Genomic DNA, 23,985 nt, shown 5'->3' on the forward strand with positions numbered 1-23,985 from the left:
TGTCCCATTAATATGCCATATACCCTGGGTGGTTTATACGCGACCTTACATCGTCCACTTCTGCCGCACCTTTTCCCCATCTGAATATCTGTTATTTTTTGTAATCGTGACAACCAAAAAAGACGCCCAAATGGGCGCCCTTGAATGGCATTAAGATTAGTAAGCCAGTGCGAACAAACCGTGAATATGAGCCAGGTAACGGATGTTACTTGCTTCTTTCATCATGGTTGCAGGCAGACCTTTCAGACGAGTCTGGTTGCCACCGATCATGCCGACAGCATCTTTACGACCCAGACTTCCCAGTGTACCGGAGAATACTGGTGTGAAGGATTCCATTGCGCCACCTTTGAACATAACGCCCAAGTTGTGACCAATAGTCTCACCCATTTGCCAAGCCAATTGTGCTGTTGGAGGGTAAGGACGAGCGCCCTCGCTAGGGAAGACCACTGCGCTGTCACCAGCAACAAACACGTCTTTGTGAGAAGTAGATTGCAGAACTTCCGTAACTTTCGCACGGCCACGATCCACTTCAATTCCGCTGTTAGCAACAACAGCGTTGCCTTGTACGCCACCTGTCCATACGAGTGTGTTCGTAGGGATGGAGCTGCCGTCTTTCAGCAGAACTTCGTTTTCTTTCATCTCGGTAATCGCTACGCCAACGATGAAGTTAACGCCACGTTTCTCAAGACTTGATTTCGCACGCTCAACCAGCTCTGGCGGGAATCCTGCCAGGATGGAAGGACCTGCTTCAACTGTGTACAGGGATACTTCTTTGAAGTCGATGCCTTTTTCTTGGCATACTGCAGGAAGCAGGTCAGCGAATTCGCCAACAAGCTCAATACCTGTCAAGCCGCCGCCACCAATAACAAACGTAGCGTCTGCTTTGTTGCCGGACTGTTTGTAAGCATCAAGACGTGCTTCAACATGTGCACGAATACGGTTTGCATCGCTAACCGATTTGAGCGTGAAGCTGTACTCTTGCAATCCCGGAATTCCGAAGAATGCCGTTTCGCTGCCCAGGGCAACGACAAGTGCATCATAAGAGTATGTGGAGCCGCTGGTCATCAGAACTTTCTTCTCGTCCGGCTTGATTGTATCCACCGTATCGATTTTCAAGTTCACGTTTTTGCCACGCAGCAATTTTTCGAGTGGAAGAGCAACTGCTTGTTCAGCAATGCTTCCCGCTGCAAGACGGTGCAGTTCCGTGATAATTTGGTGTGTAGGGTAACGGTTCACGACAGTAATTGTCGCTTCTTCCGGAGACAAGTATTGACGCGCAGTCAATGCAGTCAACAGACCGCCGTATCCTCCACCCAAGATCAAAATTTGCTTCGACATATCCATCCTCCGTTCTTCTAAGTCTTAACGTTTCTGTTGTTGTCGCTCGTTCAGGATGCTCAGGAAAGATTGAGCAAAACGAAGCGATTGTTGTACGTTTGGATCTTTGAGCATTTTCAGCATAGCGAACAAGCCAACTGAAGTTTGCTCTGTTTGCGCACGGTCATTGGCTTCGATAGCAGCAGAAGCTACACCTTTAGCTTTGTCTACAACAGGCTTGGCGAACTCGCCCATTGCGCTCATTGTGTCGCTGATCAGAACTTTGTCTGTTGCTACACTTTGTGCAAAGTCATAAGCTTTTGTCATAGCAGTAACCATTTCAGCCAATTTAGGCAGGTTCTCCACCAGAACGGTTAAAGACTCCTGTACCTCAGGCTTCATCAGTTGATCCAGAACGTCCAAGGACTGGCGCTCGGAAACGTTGGCACCTTCTGTAACTGGCACCTCTTGTTGAGTAGGCGATTGTGACATAAGAGAAAGTCCTCCTTTACTTTGGGATAGAAGTCCGCGACTTTCATGATGCCTGTCAAGCAGAGCCGAACCACAAAATACATCGAATACATCTAAATGTACCAAATTTCACACAATAGGATGAGCGTAGCTCAGGGCTACTCCCATATCATGCATTGTATCTTGGATCTATTGCGGACAACATGTGTTGACGCACAAAACGACAAGCAGGCCGAAACCGAACTCTATACCCTTATATTACACCTCTTACACATGAACATGAAAAAGAAATTTTTTACACTTGTGAAGATATTGTGAACATTGTAGCAAAATCGATTTTTTTGTCAAGCATTGCGGTCGGGTTAAAATCGATTATTCTCCTGTCCCAGATCCGTCCTCATACCACATGTGGTATGAGGACAAGATCCCATATGACCATATGTGCGATATGTACACAAGGAAGGATATTTTCAACTGAATGATTCAGGAATTGTTTTCCAAAACCATGAATTTCATGCAACGAAATTGGTCACTATCGTTATTATGCAGCTAGGGGTGCAGCCTTATTCCTGAAATGGCATCATTTCTTATTCAAGTATGAACCTATTCTGGCGTGAAAGCAAAACTTGGAACAAACCCATGGCGTTTAAGATGCGGACATCCCGGTTAATAAGGACTACACCAGAAACGAAGGAGATGTTCGATATGAGTAATTCAACTGGCGATAAAATCAAAGCAGGCGTAAATAAAGCCAAAGGCGAAGTGAAGGATCAGATCGGTAATGCAACCAATAACAGATCCCTTCAGGCTGAGGGTAAAAAAGACAAAGCCAAAGGTGCTGTACAGGATAAAATTGCCGACATTAAAAAAGATCATCACTAGATCCTTTTAATGTGAGGTCCCAACAGCACGATGATTTCGTGCAATAGATTGTTTCAAAATAGCCTGACCGTCCGTGTTCGGAAGCTATCCGAAAATGAGACGGAGGCGCAAAAAAGCCAAGGAAGGTGTTAATCAATACACCCTTCCCTGGCTTTTTTTGTGTATTTTACACTGCTGGAACTGCGTATCTTGCCATATCGATAATGAAACTGCGCGTTTCCCTTGTTGTATGGTATTCACGGCTGAACTGTCTGACCCATTTGGGATGTTCCTGATACCAACGGAAGGTTTTTTCCAATCCCTTTTCCAATGTGGTTTGCGGTAACCATCCCAATTCCGCTCGTAATCTGCCCGAATTTACCACGAGACTGGACCCTCTGGACTGGGTTGGCTCTTGCTCCCGAATCTCTACAGCAGTTACAAATTGATCCATCGGTTTCAATATCTTACCGATCTCCTTCATGGTTGTTCCAAGCCCTGTCGATATATTGTAAACCTGTCCGTCTTTGCCTTTCAGCATGATCTGTTCAATGGCCTGGAGGGCATCATCTACATACAAGAAATCACGCACTGCCGATCCCTGAATATCCAGAGGAAGTCCGTCCAGCATCCGACCGAAGTTCCGAGGAATAATACGGTCTGGCAATTGCCACGGACCATAGAGGTTGGTCAAACGAAAGAGTTTGACTGGAAGCTGGTAACATTGAGCATATGAGTGAGCCAACATTTCACACGCGACTTTGGACGCGGAATAAGGAGAGACGGGTGCATACGGATCTGATTCGTGATAGACTCTACCCCAATCGCCGCCATACACTTCAACAGATGAAGCCAGCAAGACTGGAATGTGATGTTCGGTAGCATATTGTAGAATAGCCTGTGTACTGAGCGTATTATTGCGGAAAACTTCCCCTGGTTGATGATACGAATAATCCACGTGAGGCATGGCTGCCAGATGAATAATGTAATCTGTTCCAGAAGGCAGATGAATCCGGTCTGATGCAAGGTCACAACAGATGAACGGCATCTCATGCAGAGGAGGGATATGAACCAGCCTCTGACAGTAATCATCCCGATCCAGAAGGGTAATTTGATGCCCCTTTTGCGCCAAATACTGTGACAGATTAAATCCCACAAATCCAGAAGCCCCTGTAATTACAATGTTCACACACGATTCCCCCTTGCGATTTATACAACGAGTGCATTGAAGAGAGTTTATGTACTGAGTATAACCTTAAAATGATACATTTTGTATCATTTTACAATTGTTTTTTATTCGTCCTTAAGGTTATAGGGTAATTTATAGTGAGGTGATGTGAGATGAATGAACGGAAAAAGGACATACAGACGTTATTCCTTCAGGATGACGGTGTTATTCCCAATCATCCGACCCTGCCTGTGCTTTTGTATAAGAACGTATGGGTAGAAGAGGCCCTGCATGCAGAATCGTTGCTGAACCGTAATGGATGGGGAAATAGCTGGTTGAATGGTGTTTTCAAATATCATCATTATCATAGTAACGCTCATGAAGCTCTTGCTGTGGTGAGTGGATTCGTCAACCTGATTTTAGGCGGAGAAAACGGTCAGAAAGTTCACCTTCAAACAGGCGACGTTGTCGTGCTTCCCGCTGGAACAGGACATAAACGTCTGGAGTCCAGCACTGATTTTCGTATTGCAGGTGCTTATCCGGGTGGCATGAGTTACAACACACGCACAGGTGAAAAAGACGATCGTACCAAGGCTCTACAGGAAATCCGAGAGGTTCCGATCCCGGATACCGATCCGGTCTATGGACAGCACGGACCGCTACTAGAAATCTGGAATGGGAAGAAATCTTAATACAAATGATGATCATAAAGACGAATGTTATTGGACAATGCACAAACGAAGTTGGTTCAATACTTAACGAGAAACAAATAGACTGTTCCCCTGATAAGTAGGAGTTACTTACCGGTGAAACAGTCTATTTAAGTGTTAAGTCTGAAGAGCTGGTACCGAAGACACTTCGTAATCATCTTCCTGTATGCGGAAGGAAGTGCTCAAATCTTCCGTCTTATTTCAAACTTTGCGATCTCATCGCTTGTTTTCTATCTGTGCGGTTCAGCCTTAGTCCCTTTCAGAGCTCAGCAAGCCGAATACTGTAATACCTCATTGCAAGTGGCTTTCCATCCATTTCAAGTTGGCCTTGCAGCACCAATTGTCGTAGCCGGTACTCCACGAACGCATCACTTATATGCTGGTTGCTCGTACCCATCACCTCACCCACAATACGAGCTGCTCGGATATACTTGCCTGGCTCCCAGTTCGGCGTCAGTTCCCTCACCTTCTGCATAATGTACTCGTCCAACGCATCTTCAGTTAAACTCCGAATCTCGCCATTCTCCATCATACGCAATGGTCCGGGCTGTACCGAAAGTTCCAACCAATCCTGTTCCAATTGGAGACGTTCTTCCTTGGACAGCGGATCTTGCTCAGAGCAGACCTGCCACATCGCCAGAAGCTTCTCCGCAATAATTTCGCCTGTATGGAGCACATCGTATTGAACGTCAGGACGATTGAATAATTGCTGGTATAGTCCACTCGTCTCGATAAGAGATATGGGACTCTCACTGCTACGCAAAAGATGCATGACGTAGAGCAGTCCTGTCTTCTCACGTGCATTATTCGCATACCAGATAATGATCGACGTCTTGGAATCAAAGGACTGTATTGTAGCGTGGAGCTCAAATAATGATTCCAGTTCATTCATGGCATACGCCTCACGGTCACTGAGACACATTCGTTCGGTCAGCCAGAGATGCCTGCGTTGCAAGTCTGCACGCCGGGTCAGATCACCTAACGGCCCTACCGCATAATTATCATCTATAGAGAAAAAGCTCCTTTTTTCCTGATCAGGTAATGTACTCATTCCCATTTTCAGACTACTCAGAGGTGATTCTCCAAACGTAATATGAATTTCATTTGGCTTGTCGACCTCGGCGAGAGCTTGTTGTTCCAGACGTCCCAGATCAAAAGGGGTATCCATATTCTGAAACAGCGACTGTACCGCGTCCGCAAAATTCACCTTTTCGCCTTGCTCTTCCTGCCGCTTGACCACTTGTGCTGATTTCAGATAGAGCACACGCAATACTGAACGAAGTTCATCTTCACTCATACGATTTATCGTTCGGCTGAATGCATAGATATCGTCAATCATGCTGATCCTCCTTCCTGCCAACGTCAATATTGTCAGAATCAATTCTGCGCACTGATAGTTCTTACATTTATGAGGAAATTGATTTTCCAGCGGGTTGATTCAGATCATGTAGATCTTCTCCATCTGACGATGAACGGGTAAAGTGTCGCTCCAGTTTGCGGCTTGCCCACAGGGATATCGCAATAAACAGCAATACACCTACCCAGCGTACAGGGTGCTCCAGAAATTGTTCCACATTGGAACCGATATACGTAACAGAGAAGATCATGATCGCTTTACCACAACCCACCGCAAGCAGGAAGGATAACAATCGCATTCGCGCGATACCTGCCGCCACATTAATAATGACAAACGGACCTACCGGGAAGATACTGAGCAGAAAAACATAACTGAATGCATTCCTTCGAATCCATACCATGCTGCGTTGCACACGAGGTTTGCGTGCCCATCGCTCTACAAAAGCGGATTTCCCAATCTCCCGTACGATCAGGAACGTAACGGTACAACCGAGCACCATGCCGATCCATGAATAGATAAATCCTGCCCACAGACCGTATACCGCACCGTTCACACCTACAATTAATAGCGTTGGAAGCGGCGGCACAAATGATTTCATAAACGTAAGCAAAATTCCCGGTAACGGGCCCAGGGAGCGAAACTTCTCCAGCCAAAAACGAATATTTTCTTCCGTAATATATGACATAATGTCCAATGCTGCCGGGGTCATCTGCATCCATCCAATCTATACAGTCTAATTTCTCATGTTTGATGTTCACTATACATTTCAACATTCATATGGATGATGAAGCTTCTTTAGCAACTCCCTCCCAGTATAACGTACATCTTCGATGAACACCGTTGTCAATTTGAAGAAATTATTGCACATTAAACTCACTTTCCACCGGAATCAAAATTAATCAAAAAACACACCTCGACCTCTTGTGGTCTTGGTGTGCTCTTCATATCAAAACCCCGACTCCATCTTCGGGGGCATATTATCCTTATTCCAACTGCGCTTCCTGCATTCCCAGTTCAATCAATTCTGCCTGATGTGCCGCATTCCATTCGGGAATACCGGAACGCATGAACTCTTCGGCATCCATCGCTGCTTTGGACTGGTTGCAAAGATTACAGGCGCAGACACAGTTGAGCGGGGTGGTATGTCCACCTTTGGCACGCGGCAGCAGATGGTCAATCGTATCTCCATACGATCCACAGAAGTAACAGGTGTAGTGATCCCGGGTCAGAATATACCGCTTGAAATCCTTGTTGCTGAATAATCGGCGAATCGTGTACCGATTGACCACCACAGCGGCTTTTTCCTTCACCAGCGTGACCGCAAGCTCCATGTCCACTTCCTGATGCCAGCGTCTGCCTTTGTCCGTCTTCCCCCTCATCCGTACCATGCCTTGCCGGTTGGTCCGGAGCGAAGCCGGATCTTCCGGGTCGATAGCGACCGGGACCGACGGATTCTGGCGACGGGGACGGCCATCCGTGCCAGCCCCGTGGCTACGGCTGGCATGCGCGGGTCGCTGCCCGGATGTACCGCGGGCAGCGTCTTCGCCGTTCGCCTTGGGCGCACGCTCCTTGCGCGCCTGGCGCGGCTTGGACCCTGGCGAGCCAGGCTGGCGCACGGGCGCAGGAGGCCCTGCCTCCGCAGCAGCCCCCGGCGCTTGCCCGGGCTCACGCCCGGTGGCGGCAGGCTGTGCCTCCGCCGCCGTAGATGCAGCGACCATGGTGGCATCGCCACGGTCGCTCAGGGCCGGCGCATGGGCCTCAGCAGCTACGCTGCGGGCCTGCCCTGCGCCGGGCGCGAGCGCGGCAGCACGCTTGCGGCGCCGCTTGCGCTTGCGTTTGGCTGCGGTCGGTTGATCCGCAGCCATGGGCTCTGCTGCCGGGCCTTGCGGCTCAGCCGGCAGCAGAGCCTGATGGGCCGCCGCAGCTTGCTCGGCGGCCTGCACAGCAGCAGCTCGCGCGCCAGCCCGCTGCTGTGCGCTGCCCTTTTCATTCGCAGCAGCATGACCCTGCGAATGCTCTTCTTCCCCACGCCAGTGATCGCCTGGCTGTGGATCCGCACCTGCCTCACCTGCCAAACCATCCTGCTCCAGACTCGTCTTTCTCAGCTCATTGCCCGTCATGCTCTCTGAACGCTTGCTCTTCCTCCGTCTTCTCCTCTTCTTGCGAATACCCGAAGAAGAGGGTGAGGAAGCCACCAAATCAGCATATTCATCGTCATTCGAAGAATTCGAGTCCACTGACGGTTGAGACACCAGAATTCTGTCAGACTCAGACACCGTAGCAGATCCCTGCTTCATACCATGAGAGGTACGACCTGCCTCATTTCTTGCAGATGCAGCGGGTCTGGCAGTAACAGCATGTGTCTCCAAGCCATCCCGTTGACGCTCCATCCGTTCATTCGTTCGCCCGCTCACACTTAAACCTGCCTCGTGAGCAGCCTGTCCACCGAGCTGACGACAGCGGAGGCAGGCTCCCCGCCTGGCTCCGGGGCCTGCCCGCTTTCCGGTTCTGCGCCGGAATTCGGACATCGGCCGCTGTTGTCCGCAATACATACACGTTTTGCTCAGTCGCGCTTCTTGTTCCGTCTTTCCTTGCCGGAAAGGGGCTGGACCCGTCTCCATGTTGTCACCTCGGTTCCGTATGAATCCGGTTTCTTTCTATTGTATCACATCTACTCGTGAACACCCTCATGGCCGTAGGCCTGATAATCTTTCGAGTTGTACTCCTGTGTCTGTTCACTGCATTCGTGAAGAATGTGTTCCACATATTCCAATATATCTTGCATCGGTTTCCCGCATTTTTCGCATGTTGTCATGTTATTCACCTTAATCCTGTTATCCATAATGTATTATTGTTCCGCCTTATGATTACCCCTCATTCATGAAAAAGAAACACTCGTTCCCCACAGCCAGCATATCTGTATAGACAAAAAAACCACTTCCTGCTCTCCCCTAAGGTCGACCAAGAAACGGTTTATTATTCCTGTGTTGGATATACATCTTAACGAACGTCCAGTTGGCCCGAGTTCTGTTGTGGGGCCAGACGTGGTTTGGGTTTTGGCAGATTACCAAAGATGACCCATGCATATGGAACAAATCTTGCTGTCAATCCAACGACGATCCACGAAGCGATCAGAGCTACACCGAATCCTCCGGCATACCACAGATGCACTAACCAGGAAACACCTGTTTGCGGTGGAAATTCACGATACACCAGCAGGAAGAAGGGATGGATCAGGTAGATCCCGAACGACAGAGCTCCAAGCCGGTTTAGCGGCTTCACGATCAGTGATGGTCCTTTGCGATAGAGCAGATAAGCGACCTGGATAAGTACCAGCGCACAGGCGAAGGTATGCACATTCCAGAAGAATTCATACCACAGTGTGTTATACGTTGCGATCTTCAGACGCAGCAGGTAATAGATATACACATGGCCAAGTCCAGCAATAATCCATACTGCCCAGAGCAGAATCCATGAAGCTACGCGTCCTTTGGTTGCATTGGTGCGACTGATGACAAACCATTGCTTGATTTTAGGAAAATACACCCCGATAAAAGCACCCAGCATGAAATAGGAGAAGTACGAGAACGCCCAGCTTCCCTTGTTGGGTACCTGGAATCCATATTTATTACTTACGATGAATGCCCATTGAATCAATAGTCCAATCGGAACAGACCATTTCACCACAGACGGATATTTCTTAAGCAACCATAACACCAATGGGAATAACAGATAAAATTGCATGTTAATAAACACAAAGTACAGATGTGTATAGGCCTTGCCTGTAAACAATTTTGTAATGAAACTTACTGTAGATTCGCCGAATGGTCGGCCCTGATAATGCGTGAAATGCAGCAACACAAAATACATTAATGAAAACAGGAAATACGGAAGCAAAATATACACAAATCTTTTCTTGTAGAAGTTACTCACGAGTTTCTTATCCAGCGGACGGGAATAATAGTTATAGAACAGTACGAAACTGCTCATAAAAATAAAGGTTGGCGTACCATATTTCATAAAGATATTAATAAAGTTGTACAGCCAGTAGTAGCCTGAACCCGTCATGTCCACCGTCGCATAGGACGTGGAATGCACGCACAGTACGCCGATAATTGCCATGGCACGCACCAAATTCAGCTCTGGAATTCGCTCTCTTTTCAGTGTTTCACTCATGTTTACGTTTCTCCTTCATGTGTTCGTCAATATGTCAGATATGACTTAATACAATAAAGCTCTCTATCTATTAAAAGCCATAATGCTTAAGATGGATAGTCCATTTTCTTAAAAATCCCTAAATTTTCAACACATTTCACACTATTTTCATGTCTATATATGTAAAAAAGACCGCGAGTACGCGGTCTGTGGAACATCCTGCTCTCAACCCAATGATTGTTGGATCAACCGGATGAGAATGGTAAATTTGGGTTTGGGCATGATCCCGCTCCTGAGTGAGTCTACTTCCCACGGCTCGCCAGAATCTGTTTGTACACGTCAATAGCCGCCTGTCTGGATGCCTTCAGATCCACAATGGCATCCTTGCGTGGCTGATGGATGTCCTTGCTATGCAAGTTTTTTAATTCAGGCAACCATTTGCGAATATAATCACCTTGTGGATCATATTTCTCGGATTGTGTTACCGGATTGTTCACGCGAAAATACGGAGCCGCATTCTCACCAAGCGAGGCACACCATAACCAGTTACCGCGGTTCTGAATGTTATCATAGTCACGCAGCTTACGCCTGAAATAGGCTTCACCCAAGGTGAATGGGCATTGCAGGTTTTTGGTGAGGAACATCGCCGTGAGAATTCGCAGCCGGTTTGGCATATGTCCGGTTTCATTCAGTTCCGTCATGGCTGCATCAATAATCGGAATGCCTGTCTCCGCCTTGCACCACCGTTCAAAGTGATCATCATGGAGAGCCGAGAGATCGTACACCTTTTCATATGTAAAATAGTGACTCTCGTAGACAGCCCGATACAGATAGAAGTCGCGGAAGCACAACTGCCTGACCCATTCCCCTGCTTCTGCCGTCCGGCTCGCCGCATCATACATTTTACGAATGGATACGGCCCCCACAGCTACGTAAGAACTGAGATGACTCGGTTCGTAGGCCTCATATTCATCCCGATGATCCCCATATTCAGCAATTCGATCCGACAAAAATTGATCCAACAGCAGATGCGGGTCCTCGTCATTCCAACCACTGCTCTCCAGCAACTCCGGGGGTACCTGCATCGCATCCGGCCATTCAATCTGACGATCACTCACCTTCAACGCTGCAACCGTTGTTGCCGAAGGAGGGTTGGGATGTTCATTCATGAACTCCACCCACCGCCGATGGAAAGCCGCAAATACCTTATATGGCTCCGACTTGCCTGTAAAATTGGCAAATCCATTCAGATCCATCAAAAGATGATCCGTCAGTTGTGTGAACGAAACCTCGCGTGCCTCACTGACTTTGCGTATGGCCCTATCCCGCTCGATTGCATATGGCGTCATATCCCGATGGACCACAATTTCGTTAATCTCGCCTTTGAATTCGTTCAGGATGAAATCAACCACTTCAGCCGGTTTGCCGTAAGCAACATGCAGTTTTCGTTTGGCTTCAAGATACTGTCTGCCTAATTCCGCTGCGTGCTGCCTGAAATTCACACCGCTGTGTTCCTTCTCTCGGCCTTGCCGCAGGAGGAATGGATCATAGATGAGAACATGCACACTCTCCTCTTCTTGGTGTTCTCGCAAATAATCGAATGCTGCCAGATCATCCGTACGCAAGTCTTTACGGTGTATGAATAACTTCATGCCTCACCCTCCTGTCTGAACTTACGTTTATTGGTCCGTCAGATTCTGATATAACCTGCTTGTTTCGGGCTCCGGCTGATAACCCAGATCCTCGTCCAATGTCACTGTAAATGAATGATATAAACGAAGTATGCCTTGCTGATCATCCATGGATGCATACACTTCCATCATGAGTCGACAGATCTCTTCCGAATAAGGCTCACGTTCCTGCAATATCGTTAATTGCTCAATCGCTTCCTTGCCACGCCCATGCTCCATGTCCCATTTCGCGATATCCATAACCAGCCCCAGCCCTGTATCCTTGCGTCTGAGTTCCCTTGCTTTGGCCTGTACCCAACGATAGTCATGCTCTTCCAGATAATCGCCACGATATAGCGGAATCATATGCCTCAAGTCATCGGCATTGTCTGATGTGATGACGTTGTAGAACCAGCAGAATCTCCTTGCTTACCCATTCTTCCCTGTGATGAAACAAAAAAGCAAACAATTCCTGTGATTTGGTTGTGCGCCACTTATGTTTCTTGGCCCCTGATCCAAACTTCAGAGAAGTGCGTAGCCATCGTAATTGGATGGATATGCTGATGCTTCTCATTATACAGATAAGACCACAGCATAAGGTTAACCCATGCTGTGGCCTTTTTTACAATATAAGATTTGCAATAACATTTACACGAGAACGCAGAGGGCAGAAATAGCCTGAAGAAGCGAAGCGTTCGCCTTTATCCTCAGATTTTCACCTTCGAAAAAGTGAATCAAAAATCTGAGGATAACAGCGATCGGAAGGTTATTCTGTCATCGGAGTGGCAAGTGTAAATAAAATTTAGAGCAAATTAGTATCCACGAGAATATTGCTCTGCAATGGCAGCTTGATCCTTGCCGACACCCAGTTCCAGAGCGGCATGGTTCGCCCAGTACGGATCACGCAGCATGCCTCTGCCCACGGCAACCAGATCCGCATCGCCGTTTCCAATCACCGCCTGAGCCAATGCTGCATCCTCCAGCATACCCACTGCAATTACAGGAACGTTAAGTTCTTCACGGAAGCGACGAGCAAATGGTACCTGATACCCCGGATAGTTCCCCGGTTTCCGCTGTCCGGAAGGTCCTTCGCCACCTGAACTGATATGGAACATGTCCACCCCAGCATCTTGGTAGGCACGAGCGATATTGATTGTGTGGTCGATATCATACCCGCCATCTGCATATTCAACAGCTGAAATCCGCAAAATCAGCGGCATGTCTGCTGGCATTTCTTTTTTCACTGCCCGAATGACTTCAACACCAAAACGGGACAGATCCTGCCCATATACATCCTCACGATGGTTCATCAGCGGAGAATGGAACTGGTGGATCAGGTATCCATGTGCACCGTGCAGCTCAATAGTATCGACTCCAGCCTGTACTGCGCGGCGAACACCGTCAGCGAACTTCTGCACCATGGCTTCTACCTCTTCCGTACTTAACGCACGTGGCTCCTTGTACTTTTCTCCCGGGAATGTAACTACCGACGGGGCAACCGGCTGCGGAGCATCCTCTGCTTTTCGTCCCGCATGTGCGATCTGAATAGCTACTTTGGAGCCGTACGCATGGATTCCATCTACAAGTTTGGTGAAGGCAGGTACATGCTCATCTGACCATATACCCAAGTCATTATCGGTGATACGTCCATCCGGATCTACATCGGTCATCTCAATTACAATCAGTCCTGTTCCTCCAACCGCACGGCTCACATAGTGAACCTGATGCCAATCGTTCGGAATACCGTCCTTCGCCGTCACGGAATATTGGCACATCGGTGCCATGACGACACGGTTATTTAATTGCAGACTCTTGAATTGATAAGGGGAAAATAATTGTTCAGTCATTGATGTTACATCTCCTGTTCCATGATCATGATATATATGAAGCCTTACTTATTTGTCTAAGTCCGAAAACAGTTTTCCGTTCTTGCCGTAATTGTCCTTCTCCAAATCCTCAATGAAGATAAAGACTTTGCTCGGATCAACATCCAGTGTCTCACAAGCCACCTGAGTCATACGTTCAATCAACTGACGTTTCTGCTCAACCGACTTGCCTTCCAATACCTTAACAGTGATAAATGGCATGTCTAGAACTCATCCTTTCTTCATCATTATTATGAACCTCAGTTATAAAAATACAAGTACGTACATTTTTGTGACCTAGTACCCTTTTTGATACCTAGTTATCCTCATACTTCGGCTCTGCTCCATTCTGGAAATGACTGCAAAACATGCTATGATAAACATAGAGAACCACAGGAAATACTATACCCGAAAAGAATTAAATCCAAGCTAGGGAGAGGTTATTATATGAAAGATATATTAATTCAAAGACTGAGCACTTATGTCCAGATAGATACCCAATCCGATGAAAATAGCGAGACATGCCCTTCCACACCCGGCCAACTGGCCTTGGGCAAACTGCTCGTTGAAGAGTGCACCTCCATTGGCCTGCAAGATGTAACGATGGATGAGAACGGTTATGTCATGGCTACACTGCCATCCAATACCGACAAGGATGTTCCCGTAATTGGTTTCCTGGCTCACCTCGACACAGCGACCGACTTTACTGGCAAAAATGTAAAACCACAGGTTATCGATAACTATGACGGTGCTGACATTGTGCTGAACTCGGAACTCGATGTAGTACTGTCCAACAAGGATTTCCCTGAACTGCACGAGTACAAAGGCCACACCCTGATCACAACCGACGGTACAACGTTGCTTGGTGCAGACAATAAGGCGGGCATTGCCGAGATTATGACGGCGATGGCCTATCTGATTGAACACCCGGAAGTGAAACACGGTAAGATTCGGGTTGCTTTTACCCCGGATGAAGAGATTGGGCGTGGACCACACAAGTTCGATGTAGCTGCTTTTGGAGCCAAATATGCGTACACGGTCGATGGCGGACCGCTTGGTGAGCTGGAATACGAGAGCTTTAACGCAGCAGCCGCCAAAATTACCGTACGAGGGACCAATGTGCATCCCGGAACAGCGAAGGATAAGATGGTGAACTCTCTAAAAATTGCGATGGAATTGAATCGACGCCTGCCTGTGGAGGAAGCTCCTGAATTCACGGACGGTTATGATGGTTTCTACCATCTGTTGTCTCTGGAGGGTGACGTTGAACTCACAAAGATGAGCTACATCATCCGTGATTTCGACCGGGAGAAGTTTGAAGCACGCAAAACAAATCTGCTCGATATCGCGAACGAACTGAAGACGAAGTATGGAAAGAAAAGCATCACGGTCGAATTGAATGACCAGTACTATAACATGCGTGAGAAAATTGAACCTGTACGCCAGATCGTCGACATTGCTCATGAAGCCATGACCCGACTGGACATCGAACCTGTTATTCGCGCCATCCGGGGAGGAACCGATGGTTCCCAGCTATCCTATATGGGCATGCCAACACCAAATATCTTCACTGGTGGTGAGAACTACCATGGCAAATTCGAATATGTATCGGTAGACAATATGGTGAAGGCCACCCGTGTCATTGTAGAGATCGCTCAATTGTTTGAGCAACGCGGAGATGTATAATCTGCGTTAAGCACAGTGCAAGAAGAGCACCCCTTGGTATATTCGGGAGGGTGCTCTTTGTTGTGCCGTATTGTAGTTTGTTGTGTCGCGTCATGTCGCTTAGTTTATTTTAAATGCCATCACTCATATATATTGCCTCCCGCGATGACACGCAACTGTTCCAGATCACAGATCACAAGCTTTCGCTGCACTTTGCGAATCATATTTCGATTACACAGATCTTGAACGACTCTATTAAGATGTCTGTAGCTGGTGCCCAGCATATCGGCCAGTTCGGTGAGCTTGGAGGTCTGGATCTCTTCCGAAGAGGGCTCGTCCTGGCCCATTATCGACAACAGATAGCTGGCAAATCGGCTCTCGACCGGATATAACATATTCAGACTCGACAGGTTGGAGAAGGTATACAATTTGTGTGTAACTTGACTTAGCATAAAGTGGAGAAATTTAGGGTTCCCTGCATACGTATTCTGGAGAGAGCGATAACTAATACCCAGCAACAGGCTTTTGCTCACCGACTCTACCGTATTCATAGCCTCCTTGCCATTCACCAGTTCCAAATCTCCCACGAGCGCAAGTGGTGTACTGAAACGAAGCAACAGAGACTTGCCGTTAGGCAGGGTGGTATAGATCTTGAGCTTGCCCTGCACGAGAAAATACAATCGCTCGGGTCGTTCACCTTTGGCGCATATCTTCTCGCCCTTTGTAGCCTCAAGTAGTCGCAACTCAGCGAGTGCAGGCTCGTCCAGCACCTGATCCAACCCATTCTCACGGGCGAGTTGCCGCACAAGTCCAAAATCCATAATTTCTTTCATTCCGACTTCCCCTCCCTTGTCGTATATAACGCATACAAAAGGACATATGTCCCATAATTGATATACATTCGTACAAATATCTTGATATAAAAATAGTTACAACTAACACTTATATCCAGTAAATCAGTTAACATGGGAAATATTTTAAAATTTAATCATAAAATGTTCATTCTTTCATGCAAAATGCCGTTCATGAAAAGCCCCTCGTGTCCGATGAAAGATAGAGCATTCCATAGATCGTTATAATAATACATTTAAATATTGAAAGGATGATCCTCTTCCATGAACGTTGTAGATGCCCTGCTTAAAGTAATGCCTTATATCAGTAAGATTCTTAGAGAACCAGCCAGTTTAACTGTATATGATCACGAAAAGGTATTGGAGGTTATTACCACCGACAAATTCGACCTTGGTTTTGAAAAAGGAATGGCGCTCTTGGACTCATTCCAAAACTTCGCCGTCTTGAAAAACGGAAGAGAAGCCAGTCTCTCCACGATCCCCAAGGAGGTTTTTGGTATTGAACTCGATACCCTGAACATTCCGATCTTTGATGATAACCAAAACGTTGTTGCTGTTTTCTGCGTATCTTACGACCAATCCAACCAGAACCAGCTTGAAGACATCATACAAGAAAATCAAACCATTAATGGTAACCTCGTTGATATGGTGCAGCATGTCGCCGCTCATGCTGAAGAATTGCAAGCAACCAGTGAACAGATCTTGCAGAACACAAGACTTGCTGTTCAGAACTCTTCCCAAATCAACAAGGTAGCCGGATTCATTCGTGAAATCTCTGAGCAAACCAACTTGCTTGGCCTCAATGCCGCTATTGAAGCCGCTCGTGTTGGTGAAGCCGGTGCCGGCTTTGGTGTGGTTGCTTCCGAAGTACGCAAACTCTCTGTGGATGCCAAACAAGCTACAAGTGATATCGATACCAGTCTGAGAGATGTACAACAGGTCATCAAACAGATGGAAGTTGAGGTCTCCCAGATTGCAGCCTCTTCACAGGAACAAGCAACGCTTGTATCATCCTTTACGGATGTGATTGAGCAGCTTAATGAAACAGGGGAGCGAATGAAAGCTTTGTCCGAACAACTGATCAGCTATTCCGTTAAAAAGTAATGCAACAAACAGGACTCGGGTTGCCCATGATGGATAATCCAAGTCCTGTTGTTTGTTGTGCCCATTTTATATAACCAACTACGTTCAGATACAATCTTAATTGGCTACATGTATTGATTTATCTCCAATAACCTCTTCTTCCGACTGCCAGCATTCCACTTCACCCGGAATATGAATCCGGTCCCGGGTAAAGACGGGATCACGTCCTTCAGCCTTTTGTTTCTTGTAGTCCTTCAACGCTTCGAAAGTCACCTTGGACAGCATCAGAATTGCAATCAGGTTCACCACCACCATGAGCCCCATGAACAGGTCAGCCAAATCCCATACCAGCTGCACTTTAGCTACCGAACCAAATACCACCATCGCGATAACGCATATGCGGTATAACCACAGCCAAACTTTGTTGGATTTGATAAACTCAATGTTGGTTTCTCCATAGTAATAATTTCCGATTAGTGTACTGAAGGCAAACAGGAACACCATAACCGCCAGGAATCCGGATGCCCATGAACCAATATGTACACTTAATGCAGCCTGAGTTAATTCAATGCCACCCAGATTGGAACCTTTGTATACCCCGGATAGCAAAATAATCATGGCTGTACTTGTACATATCACTAACGTATCTGTCAGCACACCAAACGCCTGAATAAGTCCCTGTTTCACCGGATGTGTTGTATCCGCCGTTGCAGCAGCATTCGGGGCGCTACCCATTCCCGCCTCATTGGAGAACAATCCGCGTTTCACACCGTTCATCAGCGCAGCGCCTAACGTTCCGCCAGCAACCTGTTCGATGCCGAAGGCATTTTTGACGATCAACGCAATCATGGCCGGAAGCTGGGTAATATTCGCCAGCACCACAAAAGCCGCTACCCCAATGTACAATACAGCCAGTACAACAACGATGTATTCCGATGCTTTTGCAATCCGTTTGACACCGCCCATGATAATTCCTGCAAATATCACAGCCATAATGATACCCATCGTTAACCGATCCGTGCCAAATGAGTTCTCAAATGCAACGGTAATCGTGTTGGATTGCACCGCATTAAAGACCAAACCGAATGAAAGCGTAATGAGAATGGCAAATAATATCCCCATCCAGCGTTTGCCCAACCCACGTTCCATATAATATGCCGGACCCCCGCGGAATCCACGCTTATCCTTCACTTTATATATCTGAGCGAGCGTACTCTCCACAAAACTGGAGGCTGACCCGATAATTGCAATGATCCACATCCAGAATATAGCACCAGGTCCTCCCAACGCGATGGCCAGTGCAATACCTGTAATATTCCCGGTACCTACGCGCGCTGCCATGCTGATACAGAATGCCTGAAAAGGTGTAATTTTACCCGGTTCCTTGCTTTTCGGCTCTAGAAGCACCTTCACCATATCTCCAATCATGCGGAATTGCATGAATCGAGTCTTGGTGGTGAAGTATATACCACATACTACCAATAGTATAATTAACACTTTGGACCATAGAAAATCATTGAAAATGCCGACAATATCTTGTATTGTTTGCTCCATCGGTATGCCCCTTTTTATGGTGTATTTCAAGCACAGAGATGGTTACGCGAAAAGTTTGTACCATTCTGCACAACACTAACCCCAGAACTTCAGGATGTTACTTATACTACAAGGGCATCTACGGAAATCGACAAATACCTACATGCAATTTATACATTTATTTTAAAAATGGGCTTTGATCGCTTAATCATTGTCATTTAACCTGACATTTCAGGTTCTATACAAGAAGGAAAGGAACGATTACACTGGAATGAGAGTTCATGGCAGAGTTAACCGCCTTAACCATATATCAATCACACCATTCGCAGAGAAAGGGAATGACTGACATGCGTTATTTTATCGTGGATGATGATCCTGGTGTTCGCTCCATGTTAATGGATATTATTGAGGATGAAGGCCTGGGTGATATTGCTGGCGAAGCTGAGGACGGAGCTCATATTCATGTGGAACTGCTGGAACTGCATAAGGTGGATATCCTGCTGATTGATCTGCTGATGCCACAACGAGACGGGGTTCAGACTGTGCGGGCGCTTGAAGGCAGGTTTGAGGGCAAGATCGTCATGATCTCCCAGATCGAGTCGAAAAATATGATCGGAGAAGCCTATTCACTAGGCATTGAATATTATATTACGAAGCCGATTAACCGCTTGGAGATTCTATCTGTTCTGCGACTGGTGAGCGAAAGGCTCCGGATGCAACAATCCATCGCAGATATTCAGCGGACATTGCAGGGATTGTCCGGTTTGAATTCTACCGAACGTACTGCAGCTCCGGTTCCGGACAAAACAATCACGACAGCAGGACATTTCCTGCTGTCCGAGATGGGCATGATCGGTGAAGCGGGCAGCAGGGATCTGCTGGACATGCTGGAATATCTGGAGCAGATAGAGACAGATGAACATAAGCTGTCCCCCTATACGTTCCCATCCCTCAAAGACATCTTCCAGAATGTAGCGATACGTAAACTGGGAGAGGACGCCTCTCTCGCAGAGGTGAACAAGGAGATCAAGGCATCGGAACAACGTGTTCGCAGGGCCATCTTCCAGACACTGAGCCATGTGGTTTCTCTGGGATTAACAGATTATACACATCCCAAGTTTGAGAACTATGCATCCAAATTTTTTGATTTTACCGAAATTCGCAAAAAAATGCTGGAGCTGCAAAACAACGTGGAGCCCTCCTTGTCACAGACACGCATTAATACGAAAAAGTTCGTACAAGTTCTTTATTTGGAAGCCAAACGATTGCTGCATTAAGCAGATTGATGATAGTTATGATGCCAAAAACAAACGGGCATGAATATTACGCCGGTATGGTGCCGCCTCTTCAACTGAGGCTGTCCATTCCGGTGATATTCATGCCCGTCTGTACGATCAAGCGTTACAATCTATGTGATTCGTTCTGTATATACAATCAATATTCTTCGGGTTCAGCCCCGTGAATGGTTTCGGCTCATTCGGTTGTACTCATTGATCAATTCGTCCAATGCCATAGACTGCCGAATTACATCGGGATGCCCAAGACCACCCTTGTTATGCTCTACCAGCATATGAAGGTTATGTCTGGCCTTCTCTATTTTATTTTTCAAATCCAAACTCATAACCATGACCCCTGATACCTCCTTATTCTGTGAACCATTTTAGTTTTTCCTGTCAATCTATAGTGGGATTAACATATGGCATAGGAGACAAGGATGTTTTGTATTCTTCTCCAAATTTTGATAAAGATTATTTTATCACACAAGAGCTTATCCGAAAATGGCTGATATGACGCAATTTTAGTGGTATTATCGAGGGCTTTATTCTAGCGTCTGGTCTCATCATTCACGGCAAAAACGGATTGTGTCATAAATGTGTATATTGAAAAAACAAAAAGTCTATTGGTTTAAAAGGTAATAAAATCCCTTTCCATAACGGGGCCATTCAGGTACAATAGGGCGATGTGTGTCCGGACCCGGCGGATACAAATGATGTAATTTAGAGGACGGGCTACGACGGCCATTGATCCTGATTTGATATTATTGGAGGCTTATCATCACCATGCAGACTGATTCACAGACTAAAGTCAAAATTGTTAACGCCGATCCCAGCGCAATGGGATTATTTGGGTTGGGTATTGTGACCCTGGTCGCTTCTTCCCAGAAGCTAGGCATTACAGAAGGACTTAGCTATGCTATTCCTTGGGCGATCTTCCTGGGTGCCTTTGCCCAGTTATTCGCTTGCATTCAAGATTCCAAACGCAACAATACCTTTGGCACAACAGCTTTTGGCGCGTACGCATTCTTCTGGTTCGCCATGGCTGCCAACTGGATGATCAAAATGGGCGTATTTGGCTCCACTCTTGCTGAACAGGCCGACGGCAAGCAGCTCGGATTTGCTTTTGCCGGATACCTTGTATTCACCCTGTTCATGACAATCGGTGCTATTGAAGCGAATAAAGTATTGCTTATCATCTTCATTCTGATCGACTTCCTGTTCCTTGGCTTGACCTTTGACGCTTTCGGCGTAGCTCCTCACATTTTCCACACCATTGCAGCATACGCTGAACTGGGGATCGGAATTGTGTCCCTGTATGGTACAGGTGCTTCGGTACTGAACGCTCACTTCGGTTATGCGTTCTTGCCGATCGGCAAACCGTCCGGCATTTTCAAGCCCAAGGCTTAATATACAGCAGTAAACCGCCAGCGCGCCGGTCCGCGCCTGGCGGTTTTTTTGCAGTCCAACTTCATTCAAATATGTATCTGACCGACACCTATACTAGGGATAATAGATCAGAAATAGACCCTGCAACACCTGAAATGAAATGTCACAGCAGCCATACTGTAAGGAGGAAAAAAGCATGAGAGAGATACCGAAACCAACGGAGATGGATCAGGTGGAGAAAAAATATGTACGCGAAACACGTTGTTTCAAGACGTCACGGGTGTTCCCAACCGATGTCAACAATCATAATACGCTATTCGGCGGCAAGCTGATGTCCTACATCGATGATATTGCATCCATTGCCGCTTCCAAGCTATGCCGGGTAAATACCGTAACAGCTTCAACCGACTCTGTCGATTTCCTGTACCCGATTAACCCAACGGATTCGGTTACGCTGGAATCGTTCGCGTCCTGGACAGGACGAAGTTCCATGGAAATTTTTGTGAAGGTGATTCGAGAGGATCTGAAGACCGGAGAGAAGAAAATTGCGGCGACTGCATTTCTGACATTTGTGGCCTTGGACGAAAATAATCGCAAACTGATCGTACCCCGCATTATCCCGGAGACGGAAGAAGAGAAGAAACTATACGAGACCGCTCCGGATCGGGCGGCCATGCGGAAAATGCGGCGGGAAGAGAGCAAGAAATTCGCTGACTTCCTGACCGTCACTTATCCATGGGAATAAAACACGCTAAACAATAACAAGATTGAACACCAGCATTACATTATCTGGACGATGCCGGATAGATGGACACCGTTCTGTTATCCGGCAGTTCGCCACCCATGGAGACACACCACTGCTGGTAGATGCGATACGCTGCACCACTCTCCAGCAAGCCCTGACAAGTGTATATGCCCTCTTCGATGGAATTGACACGCCCCGCTGCGTACAAGCGGAAACCTCCATTTAACAAGACCTGATTCACAAAAGCAATATGACCTTCACCGCTTAATACACTTTCCGCCACTTCAAGCTGCTTCGCAGCCGTCCAGACCAGTTCCGGCACGGGCATATCCAGTTCATAGGCCGCAGGATCAACCAATTCCAGCTTCATATCGCCGTCTTCCACAGCGTATACGCGGGTTGGCCGATCAATATACAGATCCTCAGAACCTTCCATCCCCTGTACAACATAAGCACGACGATAGTTAAAACGGGTGAGCAGCTTCGCAATCCGATCCAGAAAGGTATTATGGAACACACCGAATACCAAATACGGTGAATGGTTATAATCAATCAGTTTCTCTGCTGTGTTAAACACCGTTCGAAAACCCAACTCTTCCCGTAACGGACGAAGCTTACGAAGAGGTGCGCACCAATCCTCGGAGGACACGTACATGACACCCGAACGCAATGCAGCGCTCCGGGCATCTTCCCGATCCATCTTGTGTGTATCAATTCCCACTTCCTTCAAAAGTACCGACAACGTGACGCCCCACTTGGGCGGTAAAGGATCACTCCCGTGCAAAGTCACCGGCAACCCGGCTGCCGCGAGTACAAACGCAACCGGAAACGTGGCCATGAACGACTTTGTCCGTCCATCATAAGGACCCGCACAGTCCAAACCATTCTGAAATACGGAGAAACGTTCCGCACTGTTACGGCATGCATGAACAAAGGCTTCCAGTTCCTCGACGTTTTCCATTTTCATACGTTCAGCCATAAGAAACGCAGCCGTCTGGGCAGGGGAAACCTCCTGTTTCAGGATTTCCTCTGCAACGGTCAGTGCCTCTGTATAATTCAGATCACGCGAGCCTCGTTTCCCACGTCCGACTTCCCGGAGTATCTGAGACATATCCATGGAGAATCCTCCTTCCAATTAAGACTGGAGCAGTTGATGTGCCTTCACAATTGCTGTGGCTACATCGACCATCCGTTTGCGCTCATCCATCGCTTTCTTGCGTAACAGGTCATAGGCTTCGGCCTCGGAGATCTGCTTCAGATCACTAAGGATGGCCTTTGCCATATCAATCCACTTCCGATCCTCCAGCCTAGACTGCAATTGCTTCCGTTCCTGCTCCCACTGTTTGCGCTCCATGTAGCGCCGGGCCGCAAAGTGAAGAGTCCAGTGGATCTCGGGCCCGGTCATGGATGGTGTAAGTATTCCATCAAATGAGGTTTCGACCTCGCAGGATTCTACGGAGGAAGAGGCCGTATCTGGCGCACACCACCAGAGCAGCGGGGTATCCGACTCGCCCTTTCCCAGGCAGTTCCCCCAGTACTCCACATCAGCCAGCGACAGATGCAAGATGGACGCTTCGGCCGCACGAGCCAGCTTCACCGCTTCCGCTTCACTCCCCGCCACCTGTACATGGTACCCGTTTGCTCCCAGCAGCCTCTCCGGTGTCAGAGGGATTGCATCGGATGAGGCAGCTATCGTTGGTTCAACACGGATAACCAATAAAGATCGCATGATGGATCAATCCCTCCCTACTTGCGTATAATCAGAGTCCACAACATTTAAGACGTTAATACATGAAAGCGATAAACATGTTATATTACCTAACAAAAATTAAGTGGTGACGATTATGCGTCTTATTTTTAATATTAGAATG

General features: G+C 47.2%; 24 protein-coding genes. 7 read left to right on the forward strand and 17 right to left on the reverse strand.

Annotation, left to right across the window (positions count from 1 at the left end; translation table 11 throughout):
- Nucleotides 1-156: 156 nt before the first annotated feature.
- Entirely contained in the window at nt 157-1,338 is a 1,182-nt protein-coding gene (locus J7E78_RS23345; protein WP_036606574.1) for an NAD(P)/FAD-dependent oxidoreductase, read from the reverse strand.
- A 24-nt stretch (nt 1,339-1,362) separates the two neighbouring features.
- Nucleotides 1,363-1,809 (reverse strand): DUF1641 domain-containing protein, encoded by a 447-nt coding sequence (locus tag J7E78_RS23350; RefSeq protein ID WP_124116740.1) that lies wholly within the window; start codon nt 1,807-1,809, stop codon nt 1,363-1,365.
- A 684-nt stretch (nt 1,810-2,493) separates the two neighbouring features.
- Here J7E78_RS23350 and J7E78_RS23355 point away from each other — a divergent pair.
- Nucleotides 2,494-2,670: a CsbD family protein gene (locus J7E78_RS23355; protein ID WP_074092719.1), complete on the forward strand. Its 177-nt coding sequence runs from the start codon at nt 2,494-2,496 to the stop codon at nt 2,668-2,670.
- 166 nt (nt 2,671-2,836) lie between these two features.
- Here the strand turns inward: J7E78_RS23355 and J7E78_RS23360 are convergent, their stop codons facing one another.
- The gene (locus tag J7E78_RS23360; protein WP_215078429.1) at nt 2,837-3,838 is read right to left on the reverse strand and encodes an NAD-dependent epimerase/dehydratase family protein; all 1,002 of its coding nucleotides are present in this window, start codon (nt 3,836-3,838) and stop codon (nt 2,837-2,839) included.
- Nucleotides 3,839-3,990: 152 nt separating this feature from the next.
- On the opposite strand from J7E78_RS23360, the gene J7E78_RS23365 reads away from it, so the two are divergent.
- The gene (locus tag J7E78_RS23365) at nt 3,991-4,509 is read left to right on the forward strand and encodes a cupin domain-containing protein (RefSeq protein ID WP_215078431.1); all 519 of its coding nucleotides are present in this window, start codon (nt 3,991-3,993) and stop codon (nt 4,507-4,509) included.
- 277 nt (nt 4,510-4,786) lie between these two features.
- Here the strand turns inward: J7E78_RS23365 and J7E78_RS23370 are convergent, their stop codons facing one another.
- From J7E78_RS23370 to J7E78_RS23410, 9 genes are all read right to left on the reverse strand, one after another.
- A complete protein-coding gene (locus tag J7E78_RS23370; protein ID WP_215078434.1) occupies nt 4,787-5,866 on the reverse strand; it encodes a DUF1835 domain-containing protein in 1,080 nt (359 codons plus the stop codon).
- Between the two features lie 67 nt (nt 5,867-5,933).
- Nucleotides 5,934-6,593 (reverse strand): TVP38/TMEM64 family protein, encoded by a 660-nt coding sequence (locus tag J7E78_RS23375; RefSeq protein ID WP_215078436.1) that lies wholly within the window; start codon nt 6,591-6,593, stop codon nt 5,934-5,936.
- 274 nt (nt 6,594-6,867) lie between these two features.
- On the reverse strand, nt 6,868-8,505 hold the full coding sequence (locus J7E78_RS30105) for an HNH endonuclease (RefSeq protein ID WP_397330611.1): 1,638 nt from the start codon (nt 8,503-8,505) through the stop codon (nt 6,868-6,870).
- 50 nt (nt 8,506-8,555) lie between these two features.
- A complete protein-coding gene (locus J7E78_RS23385; RefSeq protein WP_215078438.1) occupies nt 8,556-8,699 on the reverse strand; it encodes a hypothetical protein in 144 nt (47 codons plus the stop codon).
- Nucleotides 8,700-8,884: 185 nt separating this feature from the next.
- Nucleotides 8,885-10,060 carry an acyltransferase gene (locus J7E78_RS23390; protein WP_215078440.1) on the reverse strand — a complete coding sequence of 392 codons (1,176 nt, stop codon included), beginning with the start codon at nt 10,058-10,060 and terminating at the stop codon, nt 8,885-8,887.
- A 281-nt stretch (nt 10,061-10,341) separates the two neighbouring features.
- Nucleotides 10,342-11,691 (reverse strand): cryptochrome/photolyase family protein, encoded by a 1,350-nt coding sequence (locus J7E78_RS23395; protein ID WP_215078442.1) that lies wholly within the window; start codon nt 11,689-11,691, stop codon nt 10,342-10,344.
- A 27-nt stretch (nt 11,692-11,718) separates the two neighbouring features.
- Nucleotides 11,719-12,084, reverse strand: coding sequence for a bacterial transcriptional activator domain-containing protein (locus tag J7E78_RS23400; protein WP_285229462.1), 366 nt, complete (start codon nt 12,082-12,084; stop codon nt 11,719-11,721).
- Between the two features lie 437 nt (nt 12,085-12,521).
- On the reverse strand, nt 12,522-13,556 hold the full coding sequence (locus J7E78_RS23405; RefSeq protein WP_215078446.1) for an NADH:flavin oxidoreductase/NADH oxidase: 1,035 nt from the start codon (nt 13,554-13,556) through the stop codon (nt 12,522-12,524).
- Between the two features lie 48 nt (nt 13,557-13,604).
- The gene (locus J7E78_RS23410) at nt 13,605-13,796 is read right to left on the reverse strand and encodes a tautomerase family protein (RefSeq protein WP_017691642.1); all 192 of its coding nucleotides are present in this window, start codon (nt 13,794-13,796) and stop codon (nt 13,605-13,607) included.
- 225 nt (nt 13,797-14,021) lie between these two features.
- Between J7E78_RS23410 and pepT the strand changes: the two genes are divergently transcribed.
- Nucleotides 14,022-15,260, forward strand: coding sequence for a peptidase T (gene pepT, locus J7E78_RS23415; protein ID WP_215078448.1), 1,239 nt, complete (start codon nt 14,022-14,024; stop codon nt 15,258-15,260).
- 119 nt (nt 15,261-15,379) lie between these two features.
- On the opposite strand, the gene J7E78_RS23420 is transcribed toward pepT, so the two are convergent.
- On the reverse strand, nt 15,380-16,072 hold the full coding sequence (locus J7E78_RS23420) for a Crp/Fnr family transcriptional regulator (RefSeq protein ID WP_215078450.1): 693 nt from the start codon (nt 16,070-16,072) through the stop codon (nt 15,380-15,382).
- A 663-nt stretch (nt 16,073-16,735) separates the two neighbouring features.
- Between J7E78_RS23420 and J7E78_RS30110 the strand changes: the two genes are divergently transcribed.
- Nucleotides 16,736-17,194 carry a methyl-accepting chemotaxis protein gene (locus J7E78_RS30110; protein ID WP_244661104.1) on the forward strand — a complete coding sequence of 153 codons (459 nt, stop codon included), beginning with the start codon at nt 16,736-16,738 and terminating at the stop codon, nt 17,192-17,194.
- Between the two features lie 96 nt (nt 17,195-17,290).
- On the opposite strand, the gene J7E78_RS23430 is transcribed toward J7E78_RS30110, so the two are convergent.
- Complete coding sequence (locus tag J7E78_RS23430) at nt 17,291-18,727, reverse strand: alanine/glycine:cation symporter family protein (RefSeq protein ID WP_215078454.1); 1,437 nt, start codon at nt 18,725-18,727, stop codon at nt 17,291-17,293.
- A 326-nt stretch (nt 18,728-19,053) separates the two neighbouring features.
- On the opposite strand from J7E78_RS23430, the gene J7E78_RS23435 reads away from it, so the two are divergent.
- The gene (locus J7E78_RS23435) at nt 19,054-19,983 is read left to right on the forward strand and encodes a response regulator (RefSeq protein WP_215078558.1); all 930 of its coding nucleotides are present in this window, start codon (nt 19,054-19,056) and stop codon (nt 19,981-19,983) included.
- 173 nt (nt 19,984-20,156) lie between these two features.
- Here J7E78_RS23435 and J7E78_RS23440 read toward each other — a convergent pair whose 3' ends face one another.
- On the reverse strand, nt 20,157-20,333 hold the full coding sequence (locus tag J7E78_RS23440) for an aspartyl-phosphate phosphatase Spo0E family protein (protein WP_215078456.1): 177 nt from the start codon (nt 20,331-20,333) through the stop codon (nt 20,157-20,159).
- A 433-nt stretch (nt 20,334-20,766) separates the two neighbouring features.
- Between J7E78_RS23440 and J7E78_RS23445 the strand changes: the two genes are divergently transcribed.
- Both J7E78_RS23445 and J7E78_RS23450 read left to right on the forward strand, forming a co-directional pair.
- Nucleotides 20,767-21,390 (forward strand): acetate uptake transporter, encoded by a 624-nt coding sequence (locus J7E78_RS23445; protein WP_215078459.1) that lies wholly within the window; start codon nt 20,767-20,769, stop codon nt 21,388-21,390.
- 211 nt (nt 21,391-21,601) lie between these two features.
- Nucleotides 21,602-22,114 carry an acyl-CoA thioesterase gene (locus J7E78_RS23450; RefSeq protein ID WP_215078560.1) on the forward strand — a complete coding sequence of 171 codons (513 nt, stop codon included), beginning with the start codon at nt 21,602-21,604 and terminating at the stop codon, nt 22,112-22,114.
- Nucleotides 22,115-22,154: 40 nt separating this feature from the next.
- Here the strand turns inward: J7E78_RS23450 and J7E78_RS23455 are convergent, their stop codons facing one another.
- Both J7E78_RS23455 and J7E78_RS23460 read right to left on the reverse strand, forming a co-directional pair.
- Nucleotides 22,155-23,231, reverse strand: coding sequence for an anthranilate phosphoribosyltransferase (locus tag J7E78_RS23455; protein ID WP_215078461.1), 1,077 nt, complete (start codon nt 23,229-23,231; stop codon nt 22,155-22,157).
- A gap of 18 nt (nt 23,232-23,249) precedes the next feature.
- Nucleotides 23,250-23,843: an ANTAR domain-containing response regulator gene (locus J7E78_RS23460; RefSeq protein ID WP_215078463.1), complete on the reverse strand. Its 594-nt coding sequence runs from the start codon at nt 23,841-23,843 to the stop codon at nt 23,250-23,252.
- Nucleotides 23,844-23,985 lie beyond the last annotated feature (142 nt).

This window comes from Paenibacillus polymyxa, assembly GCF_018614975.1.
GTDB classification, from domain to species: Bacteria; Bacillota; Bacilli; order Paenibacillales; family Paenibacillaceae; genus Paenibacillus; species Paenibacillus polymyxa_E.